This is a genomic window from Bacillus sp. Bwzl_19 (assembly GCF_054900515.1).
In genome coordinates this window covers 3,248,073-3,260,788 of record NZ_CM142729.1, presented here as the reverse complement: position 1 = coordinate 3,260,788, position 12,716 = coordinate 3,248,073, and the positions used below count along the sequence as shown (strand labels likewise).

16 protein-coding genes and 1 pseudogene are annotated in these 12,716 nt (G+C 42.7%); 15 read left to right on the top strand and 2 right to left on the bottom strand.

Annotated elements, in window-relative coordinates; translation table 11 throughout:
• The first annotated feature begins 116 nt into the window (after positions 1-116).
• From ACW5MY_RS17300 to ACW5MY_RS17230, 15 genes and pseudogenes are all read left to right on the top strand, one after another.
• Positions 117-260, top strand: a complete 144-nt coding sequence (locus ACW5MY_RS17300; protein ID WP_014471134.1) for a hypothetical protein — start codon at positions 117-119, stop codon at positions 258-260.
• Positions 261-465: 205 nt separating this feature from the next.
• Positions 466-1,212, top strand: a complete 747-nt coding sequence (tkmA, locus tag ACW5MY_RS17295) for a protein-tyrosine kinase activator TkmA (RefSeq protein WP_013353864.1) — start codon at positions 466-468, stop codon at positions 1,210-1,212.
• A complete protein-coding gene (locus ACW5MY_RS17290; RefSeq protein WP_013353863.1) occupies positions 1,199-1,888 on the top strand; it encodes a CpsD/CapB family tyrosine-protein kinase in 690 nt (229 codons plus the stop codon). Before tkmA ends, ACW5MY_RS17290 begins: the two co-directional genes overlap by 14 nt.
• A 45-nt stretch (positions 1,889-1,933) precedes the next feature.
• Positions 1,934-2,698, top strand: coding sequence for a tyrosine-protein phosphatase (locus ACW5MY_RS17285; protein WP_013353862.1), 765 nt, complete (start codon positions 1,934-1,936; stop codon positions 2,696-2,698).
• A gap of 199 nt (positions 2,699-2,897) precedes the next feature.
• Positions 2,898-4,223 carry a UDP-glucose dehydrogenase family protein gene (locus ACW5MY_RS17280; RefSeq protein WP_065522385.1) on the top strand — a complete coding sequence of 442 codons (1,326 nt, stop codon included), beginning with the start codon at positions 2,898-2,900 and terminating at the stop codon, positions 4,221-4,223.
• 64 nt (positions 4,224-4,287) lie between these two features.
• On the top strand, positions 4,288-5,079 hold the full coding sequence (locus ACW5MY_RS17275) for a YwqG family protein (RefSeq protein ID WP_289393974.1): 792 nt from the start codon (positions 4,288-4,290) through the stop codon (positions 5,077-5,079).
• 277 nt (positions 5,080-5,356) lie between these two features.
• A complete protein-coding gene (locus tag ACW5MY_RS17270) occupies positions 5,357-5,800 on the top strand; it encodes a YwqH-like family protein (protein ID WP_013353859.1) in 444 nt (147 codons plus the stop codon).
• On the top strand, positions 5,791-6,048 hold the full coding sequence (locus ACW5MY_RS17265) for a YwqI/YxiC family protein (RefSeq protein WP_013353858.1): 258 nt from the start codon (positions 5,791-5,793) through the stop codon (positions 6,046-6,048). The genes ACW5MY_RS17270 and ACW5MY_RS17265 overlap by 10 nt, the downstream gene beginning before the upstream one ends.
• 19 nt (positions 6,049-6,067) lie before the next feature.
• A complete protein-coding gene (locus ACW5MY_RS17260) occupies positions 6,068-7,969 on the top strand; it encodes a T7SS effector LXG polymorphic toxin (protein ID WP_061573629.1) in 1,902 nt (633 codons plus the stop codon).
• A 4-nt stretch (positions 7,970-7,973) separates the two neighbouring features.
• Complete coding sequence (locus tag ACW5MY_RS17255; RefSeq protein ID WP_013353856.1) at positions 7,974-8,525, top strand: SUKH-4 family immunity protein; 552 nt, start codon at positions 7,974-7,976, stop codon at positions 8,523-8,525.
• A gap of 537 nt (positions 8,526-9,062) precedes the next feature.
• Positions 9,063-9,272, top strand: coding sequence for a hypothetical protein (locus ACW5MY_RS17250; RefSeq protein WP_014471123.1), 210 nt, complete (start codon positions 9,063-9,065; stop codon positions 9,270-9,272).
• 144 nt (positions 9,273-9,416) lie between these two features.
• A pseudogene (locus ACW5MY_RS17245) lies at positions 9,417-9,542 on the top strand (hypothetical protein); the annotation flags it as partial.
• Between the two features lie 5 nt (positions 9,543-9,547).
• On the top strand, positions 9,548-9,988 hold the full coding sequence (locus ACW5MY_RS17240; RefSeq protein ID WP_013353854.1) for an SMI1/KNR4 family protein: 441 nt from the start codon (positions 9,548-9,550) through the stop codon (positions 9,986-9,988).
• A 272-nt stretch (positions 9,989-10,260) separates the two neighbouring features.
• Positions 10,261-10,746 (top strand): hypothetical protein, encoded by a 486-nt coding sequence (locus ACW5MY_RS17235; protein ID WP_013353853.1) that lies wholly within the window; start codon positions 10,261-10,263, stop codon positions 10,744-10,746.
• Positions 10,747-10,906: 160 nt separating this feature from the next.
• Entirely contained in the window at positions 10,907-11,560 is a 654-nt protein-coding gene (locus ACW5MY_RS17230; protein WP_013353852.1) for a hypothetical protein, read from the top strand.
• A gap of 30 nt (positions 11,561-11,590) precedes the next feature.
• Here the strand turns inward: ACW5MY_RS17230 and chrA are convergent, their stop codons facing one another.
• Together chrA and ACW5MY_RS17220 are read right to left on the bottom strand one after the other, a co-directional pair.
• Positions 11,591-12,127: a chromate resistance efflux protein ChrA gene (gene chrA / locus ACW5MY_RS17225; protein WP_013353851.1), complete on the bottom strand. Its 537-nt coding sequence runs from the start codon at positions 12,125-12,127 to the stop codon at positions 11,591-11,593.
• Positions 12,124-12,714: a chromate transporter gene (locus tag ACW5MY_RS17220; protein ID WP_013353850.1), complete on the bottom strand. Its 591-nt coding sequence runs from the start codon at positions 12,712-12,714 to the stop codon at positions 12,124-12,126. The genes chrA and ACW5MY_RS17220 overlap by 4 nt, the downstream gene beginning before the upstream one ends.
• Positions 12,715-12,716: the final 2 nt, after the last annotated feature.

Sequence of the window (12,716 nt, the reverse complement as noted above, 5' to 3'; positions counted from 1 at the left end):
AAAAAGGACATAAAAACCCGAGTGTGTCGAATGATGTATTAGAGATTGCAAAACAGCACCCGACAGCATATAATAATCTTGTTTTCAATTTAATGGAAGCCGAAAGGAAACGAATGATGAAGAAAACGAAGTTAGATCAAGAGGAGTTTCTGAAGATTTTAATGCATGCGCACGACATCGGTGAGCAGTCCTCTGAGATGACCACAAAAGAAATGCTTGAGAATTTGATTTCTCATATTAAAAATGGATATGCAACATAAAATCCCGCGGGCTCTTTACCGCGGGATTTTTTATTGCCCCTGTAAAACCAGTATATAAAGCGCTTACAAAAATAAACCGAATAGAAGTGTTTGTCTATTTTTGTCGAATATTGTCATTTGAAAAGGTTAGAAATGACAGTTCAAAGCTGTATAATCGTAATTGGAAAAGTTCATTGGAGGGAATAGGAATCGATATGGAGGTTATATGGGAGAATCTACAAGCATAAAGGAAATATTCGCAATACTGAGAAAGCGTCTGCTGTTTATACTTATCATTACCGCGGCGGCAGCTGCCGCAGGCGGACTCATCAGTTTCTTCGCTCTTACGCCGGTCTATGAAAACTCAACTCAAATTTTGGTCAGTCAATCCAAAAACAATCAAAAAGAAGTCCAATTCAATGACGTTCAAACCAACCTCCAATTAATCAACACGTATAATGTCATCATCAAAAGCCCGGTCATTCTCGACGAAGTAATTAAACAGCTGAAACTGTCAATGACTTCGAAAGAATTGGAATCGAAAATCACGGTATCCAGCGAGCAGGATTCACAAGTCGTGACAATCGCCGTGCGGGATACGGATGCAAAGCGGGCGGCCGTTATGGCAAATGCGGTTGCGGCCGTTTTTCAGGACAAGATCACAACCATCATGAATGTGGATAATGTCAGCATCCTTTCAAAGGCCGAAGCGGCGGACAGCCCGTCACCCGTAGAGCCTAACCGTAAGCTGAATATCGCGATTGCGTTTGCCGCCGGACTTTTGGGCGGGATCGGTCTCGCCTTTTTGCTGGAACACTTGGATAATACGATCAAATCGGAAGAACAGCTGGAATCGGTGCTCGGCATCCCGATCTTGGGAACGGTTACTTCAATCAGCACAAAAGACAGCCTCGCTCAAGGCTTGAGGATGGCAGAAACAAAACAAGCGGGAGGCGGACATGTTGACGCGTAAAAAAGACAAATTTGCAAAACGAAGCGTGATTACGATGTCAGAGCCAAAGTCCATCAACTCAGAACAATATCGTACGATCCGCACAAACATTGAGTTTTCTTCCGTTGATACGGAGGTGAAGTCTCTTCTGATCACATCAGCCGGTCCGGAAGAAGGAAAATCGACTACCGCAGCCAATCTTGCCGTCGTATTTGCCCAGCAGGGGAAAAAAGTGCTTTTAATTGATGCGGATCTGCGCAAACCGACGGTTCATTTCACCTTCAAATTGGATAACGGCACCGGCTTAACGTCGCTGCTGTTAAAACAGATTCCGTTTCAGAAAGCCGTTCTGCCGGCTGATGAAGCCAATCTGGATATTTTAACGAGCGGGCCGATCCCGCCCAATCCGGCGGAGCTTTTATCGACGGATGCCATGAAGGATCTTCTGTCAGAAGCAACCGACGTTTATGATAAGGTGATTTTGGACACGCCTCCCGTATTGGCCGTAGCCGATACGAAAATATTAGGCAGCTATACTGACGGGGCCATTATGGTGATCTCAAGCGGGAAAACGGACAAGGAAAAAGCGGCCAAGGCGAAAGAAGCGCTCGATTACTGCCCGTGCAAGCTCCTTGGGGCCGTCATGAACGGGAAGAGACAAACGAAACACTCGGACTACGCTTATTATGGACAATAATGTCATAATGGGCGCGGTCCATTCTTTTTAAGGAGGGATTGTAATATGATAGATATCCATTGTCACATCCTTCCTTCCATAGACGACGGCGCGGCGGATGATACAGAAAGCCTCAAGATGGCGAGAGAAGCGGTCAGACAGGGGATTGATACGATCATCGCGACGCCTCATCACATGAAATACCGCTATGACACTGACCGGCACACGGTCAAAGAAGCGGTCAGACTGTTAAACAAACGTTTGAATAAGGAAGGCATTCCGCTGACCGTTCTGCCCGGCCAGGAAATCAGAACAGACGGAGATCTGCTGACAGGTCTTCAAAGCGGCTCGCTTGTCCCGCTCCATGATACAAAGTATGTGCTGGCGGAGTTTCCGGCGGATCATGTCCCGGCCTACGCTGAAAGGTTATTTTATGAATTGCAGCTGAAGGGATATGTCCCCGTCATCGCCCATCCGGAGCGGAACAGAGAAATCCGCGAAAACCCATCCGTCCTTTACAGTCTCGTGAAGAAAGGCGCGGCTGCCCAAGTGACGGCCGGCTGCATTGCCGGGGCATTCGGGCGGAAAGCGAAGTCCTTTTCGCTGCAGCTTATTGAAGCGAATTTGATCCACTTTCTCGCATCTGACGCCCATAATCTCGGATCGAGAAATTTTTATTATCAGGAGGCGCTCGGCGTTCTGAAAAAAGAAGCCGGGGCGGAGCTGATTTACATGCTTACGGAAAACGCGGCGCTTCTCGTTGAAAACAAAGCCGTTTATAAGGAACCTCCGCTGCCTGTGGCCCGCCGTAAGCGCTGGGGTCTTTTTTAATCGTCGTATCCATCCCGTTTAAATGAGGCGTAAGCGGCTGTTTTGCAAGATGATCTTTTTATGCTTATGCTATTATCAGCGGCCGGCGCCGTTTTTTCCTTTCAAATCCGCAGGCTTCCGGCATTCTGCCGGCGCCGGGGTCATATGATAATAACGGTAAGCTGCCCAGCAGCAATTTCTAAACGGTTGGGGGAACACGATGAAAATAACAGTGATCGGAACAGGCTACGTCGGTCTTGTGACAGGAGTGTCTCTTTCAGAAATCGGCCATGACGTAACATGCATAGATATTGACGAACGTAAGGTTGAGCAGATGAGAAAGGGAATGTCCCCTATCTTTGAACCGGGTCTTGAAGATATGATGAAACGAAATATCGGCCGGTATCGGCTGGCCTTTGAAACGAGCTACGAAAAAGGGCTTGCGGAAGCAGACGTTATCTTTATAGCGGTCGGAACGCCGCAAAAAGAAGACGGGCACGCAAACCTTACCTATATTGAAAATGTCGCCGAAATGATTGCCGAACATATTTCAAAAGACGTGATCGTCGTGACAAAAAGCACGGTTCCAGTAGGAACGAATGACAGGATCAGCGAGGTTATTCATTCACGGCTGAAGGCGGACGTGAACATTTCGATCGCCTCGAATCCGGAATTTCTGCGTGAGGGTTCGGCGATTCACGATACCTTTCACGGCGACCGCATCGTGATCGGGACTGAAGACCGGCAAACGCGGGAAACGCTTGACCGGGTTTTCGCGCCGCTTGCGATTCCGGTTTATCATACGGATATCAGAAGCGCTGAGATGATCAAATATGCGTCCAACGCTTTTTTAGCGGCAAAAATCAGTTTTATTAATGAAATTTCTCATATATGTGAAAAAGTCGGTGCGGATGTGGAATCAGTCGCACACGGAATGGGATTGGATAAACGGATCGGCAATCAATTCTTAAGAGCCGGCATCGGCTACGGCGGCTCCTGCTTTCCGAAGGATACAAACGCCCTCGTGCAGATCGCCGGACATGTGGAGCATGATTTTGAATTGCTGAAGTCCGTCATTAAAGTCAACAATAACCAGCAGTCTATGCTGGTTGATAAAGTGCTGAATCGTCTCGGCGGCGTCACGGGAAAAACCATAGCCTTATTAGGGCTGTCCTTTAAGCCGAATACGGATGATATGCGGGATGCGCCGTCCATTGTCATTGCGGATCGTCTGGCTGCTCTTGACGCCCGGATTACAGCGTACGATCCCATCGCTTCATTCCGGGCTTCCGAGCTGCTACCGGATACGGTTTCTTACAGGGACTCCATAGAAGCAGCCGTCAGAGGAGCGGATGCCGTCCTGATTTTGACAGACTGGGAACATATTAAGCATTTCCCGCTTGAAGCCTACAAAGAGCTGATGGAAACCCCGGTTATTTTCGACGGGAGAAACTGCCACTCGCTTGAGGAAGCGGAACAGGCGGGCGTGGAATATATCTCAATCGGAAGAAGAGCCGTCGTGCCTCAGACTGATTCTGTCACTTGAAAGACCGGCAATCCGCGCCGGTCTTTTATCATGCAATTATTTAGAAACGAAGGGGGCATCAATCGTGGAAAAAACATGGCATTTGCCGAAACAAATGGAATCATCCCGCGGCCTGCTGGAAACGTCATCGAGGCCTTTTATCAAACTGCACGTCAAAAAAGCTGAAACGGGACGGTATGACAGTAAAATCGCCGGAGATCCCTATTTTCCGAAACATGAGCCGTATCCTGAAGATGAAAGCGGCAGGCCGATGAAGCTCCTCGCCCAGATCAATTTTGCGGACATGCCTGGACTGCCTGATTTTCCGGATACCGGTATCCTTCAGTTTTACATATCGGTCAGTGATGATGTATACGGTCTGAATTTTGACGACGGGTGCGCGCAAACGGGTTTCTGTGTCAAATATTTTGAGCGCGTGACAGAGCAAGAAGCGGAGCTCATGGATGATTTTTCTTTCGTTCAGGTTGAAGAGGAGTACGATTTTCCGATCCAATCCGAAGCGCTGATCATCCCTGAACTGTCTGCTGAATGGGTGCTCCCGTCTGATTTTCAATTCAGTCAGTATGCCGCCGGGATGGATGCCTTCGACTATTTCGAGCAGTTTGACGACGAGGTGTATGACGAATATACGGCGAACGCATTCGGCCATAAAATAGGCGGTTATGCGTCCTTTACCCAGGAAGATCCGCGGTCTTATTCTCATCAGGACCATACGATTCTGCTGCTGCAAATTGATTCAGACGATGACATTGATTCGATGTGGGGAGATGTCGGAATCGCCAATTTCTTTATCAGACCGGAAGACTTGATGAAAAAAGATTTCTCAAATGTTTTGTACAACTGGGATTGCAGTTAACCGAACATTTTGATCATCATACACGGCAAAGGAGACGGTTAAATCTGTCTCCTTTTTTTAGGGAATTTATCATGGATATATAGAGGAGATCTGTGAATGGATATGCCGGGTATGTGAGTCTTTTGGCGTTAATGATGAGCGCTTCGGCTGCTGAAAATAAGTCATTTAACCTATTTAAGCCGCTTTCTGTCTATTTTAAAATATAATATATGGAAATATAGTATGGAAAAGTCTGTGCTTTTTGTACGACTTTTTGCGTAAGACGAGGTGAAAACAGATGAGCCATTCAAGCACATTAAGCCATATTAACAGCACAATCAGCCATAAACTGGGCGAGATCGAACACCAAATTGAAAAATTAAAAGAAGCGAAGAGAGAGATAGAATCTCTGCAGGAAGAGGCCATGTCTGAAATCAAAGACATCCTCAGACCGCACTTGGATCATCATTGGACCGGCACTTTCGCTGAAGAATTTGATGACAAGCGCGATCAGGCCCATACAGAAGCATACAGAATCGTCACAGATAAATACGACGGGTATATGTATCGAATCGGCTTGAAGATGACACAGCTTGAAATTGAAAAAGGAGGGCTCCTTGCCGCCAGAAGCATCGCGAGAGAGGCAGAGCACCTGCTGACGCTTGGAGAAGAAGCCCTTGACGCGGTAGGAGACAAAATACAATCAATCAAAAGAAGCTGGAGTTGGTTTAAATGGAAATAAAACTCAAATACGGAGCTGTCATGAAGCAGCTTGAATCCGTCAGCAGCGCTTTGGAGGCCGTTTCTATCGGGAATGCCGGTTCAAACGGAAAAAACAGACTCGACTATACCTCCAAGTATGAATCCCGCGAGGCAAAGCTTGTATCCATGATCAGCGAATATAAGCAAGCCGTTCATAAGAATATCGCGGACGTAAAAGACAACGTAGACTCCCTGAAAGAACAGGACGAGGCGATCGCCGTAAAATAACGAAAGAAAGGACTTGCCGATGAGCAAAGTGTTTGAATCACAATCGTTAACGGATGAAGCAGACAAGAGAAAGAAACAATACGAAGCTCTTGAAGAGCAGCTGCATGCGCTCAAACAATCCTTTCAGGGCATGGCCGATCTCGGCGATGCTTTGAAAGGGAAAGGCGCAGACAATATAAAGGATTTCTTTCAGGGGCAAGCGGAAATCGCCGACAGCTGGCTGACGCTTGTCTCTGCTCAAATTGCGTTTTTAAATGGCATTTCAGGTGACATAAAAGATCAAGAACTGAGTGATTCATATGTGGAGACTTCATTTTTGGAGCACGAGCTGGCCAACGCGGACTTGAAAGCTTCAGAGATTGTCTCCGCTCATAAACAAGAAATCGATTCGATTTTGTCAGGCATCAGCGATATTATTCATCTCGACTCGTATTCACTTGATGACTACGCAGATAAAATGGGCGATGCCCAGAAAACCAGACGTGACACGATCACGGCAGTCGATAAGGTTGATGAATCCCTGAGCACTGAATATCAAAACTTAGAATCACTGGACAACGCAGTGCTCAGCAAATATTCCGTACTCATGCAGGCCACCAGCAACGGAAAAAGTGCATCCCCTATGTACTATGACAAAAAAGCCTTCCACAGCAATGAAATCTACAAAAGCGTCATTGAAACAGAAAAACAGGGAACAGCATATATCGATGCGAAAGCCCAGCAAGCCGAAGCAAGACAGCTTCAGGAAAAGGCTGAAGAAGAAGCCAATAAACCATGGTACGAGAAAACATGGGATGGCATCTGCAACTTTACTGGAGAAGTCACTGGCTATTATGATTATAAAAGAGCAGCAGAAGGCGTTGATCCGGTTACCGGGGAAAAACTCTCCACCGCAGAACGCGTCACAGCAGGAGCAATGGCCGCCGCCGGATTCATACCGGTCGTCGGCTGGGCAGGCCGCGCCTTCAAAGGCGGAAAAGCCATTTACAAAACCGGAAAAACTGTCATTGCCGCAGAACATGCTTTAGACGCCTACAAAGCAGGCAAATCCTTAGACATTCTCAAAATGTCAGAAATGGGCGCATACGGCCTCGTTGCCTCAAACGGATTCTCAGAAGCGGTCACAGGCAAAGATATGTTTGGAAACAAAGTATCTGAGGAGAAGCGCAAGCAAGGGGCGCTGGAAGCGGCTTTGAGCTTGGTTGGAGCCGGGGCGATGGCGAAGCATGTCAACAAAGGCATACCGCTTGCAACCCATTCAAAAGTCCAAAAAGCAAACAAAACACTAGAAAAAGTAAAACAATTCAAAGTCCCGACAAATGTCCGCGTGTACGCAGAACGCCCGGTAACGACTGATGGATTCACGTTCGGATTCCCAACAGTCCGTATAGATGTGGAAACGGCTGCTGTTAAGGATCTTGGGATTGTGAAGATGGCGGCTAAATGGAATAATGACGGTAAATACGATCGAATTAGAGGCTATAAGGGCAGAGAACTTTCAAACTACGAAAATAAGTATTTAATTGATCCTAGGCTTGTAGTAGAGATGAATTTTAAGGGGAAGGGAAAATCTGGGACAAATGCGGCTGGCTGGGAGCGAAATGCGAAAAAGTTTTTTAACACGCTACTAAAAAGTAATCCTGAGTTTTGGAGTGCTGAAAATACTGCTAAGATTAAAAGAGGAAGAGTCCCAGTAGTTGATGAACAATTTATAAAACATTTTCCACAGTATGCAGATTATTTAAAAGACCCAATGAGACATCATCATATTGGGGAAGGAGGCCAGGCCGCAGCTCTACCTAAAAGCCTGCACCCTGGATATGGTGGTATTCATAATATTGAAAAAGAATGGGGAATTACTGGAGTAGACGATGAAATTGCGAATAGACTAGAAACATTCAGAAAAGAATCAGGAAGGTGACACGATGTTATTACCCGAAGAATTTAATCGAAGTTGGGATGTTAATAAAAATGGTCCGTTATTAACGTTTCCATATGATGATTTAGTAGAGACTCCTTTTTCGGAGGGATTTAAAAAATTTATTTCTTTAGGAGGTTTGCCTGAATCCCCTCCGCCATATTTAGATTTTACTTCCTTTCCAGCGTCATTTAAGCCAATTACAAGTATCTTTGATGTGTCGGAAGGGTTTCAAAAATATTGGTTGTTAGGTTCTACTGGTTCCGGAGATCCAATTTGTATTATAGAAAACAACGAGAGAATCGTTTATTTAGATAATGGTAATGAATATAAAGAAGTTTTTATTAACTCTTCAATAAATCAATTTGCAGAATGTATATTGCTTTTCTCAGAAATGATTGACAAGGCTATACACATAAATGGTGAGGATGCATTTATTGATAATGATATTCCGGAATATGTAATCGAATGGTTAAAAGAAGAACTCAAAAGAGTAGACTCAAATTGCACAAGAGAAGGAAGCTTTTGGGGTACTGAAATAGAAAATTTATATGAATAATGAAGAGCGCTATTACCTTACCGACTGATGTCTGCTTAGTTCCCATTAAAATGAAAACTAAGAGTCGAATTATCTACTTAAAAGGATGTTTTTTCTCTTAATATAGTTAATGTTGATGATCTAGTTTATCTCAACCTAGAGTATAAGTTAACTGATAGTCCAACTATAAATTGGAATACAATTTATTTTGAATATGAACAGCGCTAAAATAATGGGATAATGAAGAGAATTATCGTCTATATTTAAAAGAATATACTGATTATATTATCCCGTCTTCAGAATTAAAGAAGTTAGTTGAACATCAGGATTATGAAAGTACTATTCTAGAATTAAGGCCATCATTATATATAGACTTTAATCAAAAAATGCTTCTTTCGCTGTATCCTGAGTTATTACCTTTTGAAAATTATATTCCTGATCATTGGACAGGGATTCGTGAAGACTTTACTAGTTATATTTGTGAATAGGATAGATACTGGATTATTGATGATATTAATTATATAGACAAAATTTTTAATGAGAAAGAGAATAAAGGGAATGTCAAAAGATGATAGCTTGGTAATATTAAATGAAAATTTTAAAAAAGAGGGTAGTGAAGAAGAAATAGAAGGGTTAACAATAATGATTGATGGAGTTATAAAGCAGGTTTTTAATAAAATTAAATATGAAAGAAATTATAACAATAATAATGAAGTAATGAGAGATATCATATTTGAAGGTATTAATAGTATAGTTAAAAAATCTTAGGATATTATTAAAATACTATTCAGGATAAATGCTGCATTAAGTTTGATTTTCGAACCTTGATTGGCTGCTGAAGCCTTTCAAGGTTTTTTTATAGGTGAATTGTTGTTTTCTGTTTTATAAATTTTGAATAATTTGTTGGCTTTAGGCTGCGTTGCGGTTACTGGGGAAAAACTCTCAACCGCAGAACGCGTCACAGCAGGAGCGATGGACGCTGCCAGATTCATACCGGTCGTCGGCTGGGCAGGCCGTGCCTTCAGAAAAGGAGGTAAATAATTGTGAAATATGATTTTATTAACAGTTACAAAGAGAACACATTTTATCCAGTAAGTGAGAATGAAATTTTAGAAGTAGAAAATAAGTTAGGTTTAAGGCTACCTTATGATTTGAGACAGTTTCTTCTTGAGGTGGGTTACGGCTTTCTTAAAAAATCAGAATATAATATTAACCGCATTCTTGGACCTGCTTCAATCAGAGATGCAAGATTAAAAGTTAATGATTTTGAATTTTATCCAGATATTGAGGTTTATGAGGAACTTGAAGAAGATAAAGTGATTTTCTTTGAAGCAAATGAAAGTGCTTTGTTACTAATTGAATTAGGCAATGAACAAAATAATTCAATATATTATGATGATATAAAAATTGCAGATTCATTAGAAGAGTTTTTAATAGAACTTATGAAAAATGATAAATATTATCTCGATTTAATTGAGGATTAGGTAAATTAATGGACCTTGATTGGCTGTTGAAGTCATTCTAATTTTTTTAAAAAAATGTGTTTTCAATAAGAAAAACTAAAACGCTACAGAACAATTAACAGTGAAGTGACTTGCCGCATATACAGCCTTTCAACACGGGATTAACATTAGGAGATGCCTTGTTTACTGTTATAATTAGAATTGCTATAGTTAAAAACTTGCCGTGTTGTCATCGGCAAGTTTTTTTACGGATAGGATAACAATGTGGAGTACAGAAGGTGGCATAACAAGTAATGAATTTTGGGAAATATCATAATCTAGCAGAAGAGGTAATTGAATTTTCAAAAACCTTCAAACCTATAAAATCAGTTAATGTATCTAATTTTATTAAAATAATTAATGATCAAAAACAGGCTGAATACTTGGCTTATGAAGAAGTATATGGAGAAGACGAATATACATGGAAAGATATAAGGGAAATTGAGATGAGTGAAGTATGGGGGCGTTTTTACGAATTAGAAGATAATCAAAAGCCGGAAAATATAGACTCGTTATTAGATATTTTTTCTGAAAACATCAGAAGTGCTTCTACTGGATATAATGCCTTTTTTGAGGATATAGTAGCTGACCTAAACAATTGTGCTATTAATAGAGCAATTAATGGTAATACAAATAATTTTTTTGAAAAAGTTTTTGAAATTTATAAAGCGGGTTATTTTCCGTGTGGTTGGAATGGTGATTATCCTAACGGGACTTTTATCGCTATGAATAAAGATTAAGAGAGGTTTTCAAGAATCGTCAGTCTATAGACACCAAGGAATGGCATTTTTATTTCTCATTGTATACAGCCTTTCAACAGGAGATTAACATAAGTAGAAGCCTTGTTTACTGATATATTAGAATAGTTTAAACTTCTTACTGGAATGGAGGAGAATCAGGATGTACAGAGATCAAATTTCTCAATTGCAGCCACTAAAAATCTGTAATGGATGGTCTGTAATACTGAACAATTTAAACTCAGAAAAAAGAACGGAAGAAAAATATGAACTACTAGAACTACAAAATGAAAAACGTAATGCTGTTATTAAGGCAGTATATGAAAATGATCAATACCATGTCAAAGTAGCGGGCTTAAAAACAGATAAGATTTATGAAGAAAAATCTTTTCATGAAATAGAGCATTTATTAGAAGAGCTAGAATATCAGATCTGGAGTGTTGGCAGTGGGGTTTTAGAGGATTTGCAGCCTCTAAGTCAACAGGTTCCCAATTTCTTAAGGCTTAAGATACCGGCTGGCTGGACTGTTGATTATATTACATTAAAAGATACTGATCCTACGACTCTAGAGGCAAATGATGATGCTTGGTTATTTGACTTTAATCAAGATCTCCTCCAGGTTTCTCATAAGACAAAAAATTTACTGCTTGACGTAGGGTGGTACCCAGAAGGGGATCCAACCGGCAGTTATGGCATTGAACTTATAAAAAACGAAGATTGGGTAAATCCTATTGAGGATATTATGTGTAGTGAACTTAAAGATTTAATTACACAATTGGATCTTATTTTTATGAAAGAAATGAAAAATGAATATTAAATAAAAAAGCACCTGCCCAGGTGCTTTTCTTTATAAATGAGGGATCACAAGGCCTCCATACAAAAACGCCGCGATAATCAAAAATGCCGGGTGCATCTTGAATTTTGTCAAGGCAAGGAGGGAAATCCCCGCAATCACTATTGATTGAACCCAGCCGATCGCTTTGATGCCGTCTGCGCCGATTTGCCAGGTAAGAATGAGCATCATGACTGCAATGACAGGCTGGACGGACAGCGTCATGCCTTTGATGACGGGTGATTGGCGGAAGCGCTGAATGATGCGCAGCAGGACGATCAATGCAAGCGCCGACGGTACGACGGTTGCGATCAGCGCGATCAGAAAGCCGGGCCATCCGCCTGCACTGTAGCCCACATACGCGGCGATTTTGGTGGCGATCGGGCCCGGTAATGCGTTCGCAAGTGCGAGCATATTTGAGAATTGATCGTTTGTGAGCCAGCTGTATCTGTTGACGACTTCTTCAAACATCAGCGGGATAGACGCAGGCCCGCCGCCATATCCCAGCAGGTTTGCGATAAAAAACGCCATAAATATATAGATCATTATCATGGGGACGACATTCCTTTATCTTTTGAATGCTTATTTGTGATTTTGTTTTTCAATTTAAAATGAAACGCACCGTACGCTAAAAAAATGATAATGACAAGGCCGGGGTTGATCTGTAACGTTTGCAGACCGATAAAAGCGACGATGAAAAACAGGATGCCGGTGACCCAGCCGAAACCTTTCAGCGCTTTTTGTCCAAATTCGTATGCCATGATACCAAGCATTACCGCAATCACCGGTGTGACGGCACCGATCATGCCGGCAACAACCGCTGAATGGCTTAACACATTTACAGCGGTAAACAAGCCCGCCATAGCGAGACATGTAGGGAGAATGTGGGCGAGGGTTGCCGCGATTGCGCCTAACGTGCCTTTTAGCCTGAAGCCTAGATACGCAGCCATTTTAGTGGCGATCGGACCCGGCAGCGCATTTGCGATCGCTAATATTTCCCCGAATTCATCATCATCTATCCATTTGTATTTATTGACGGCTTCATGGCGGATGAGCGGGATCACGGACGGGCCGCCCCCGAATCCGAGTATGCCTGTCCGCACCATCGCCGCCGTAATGTCCCAATAGGGGTTTTTCATTG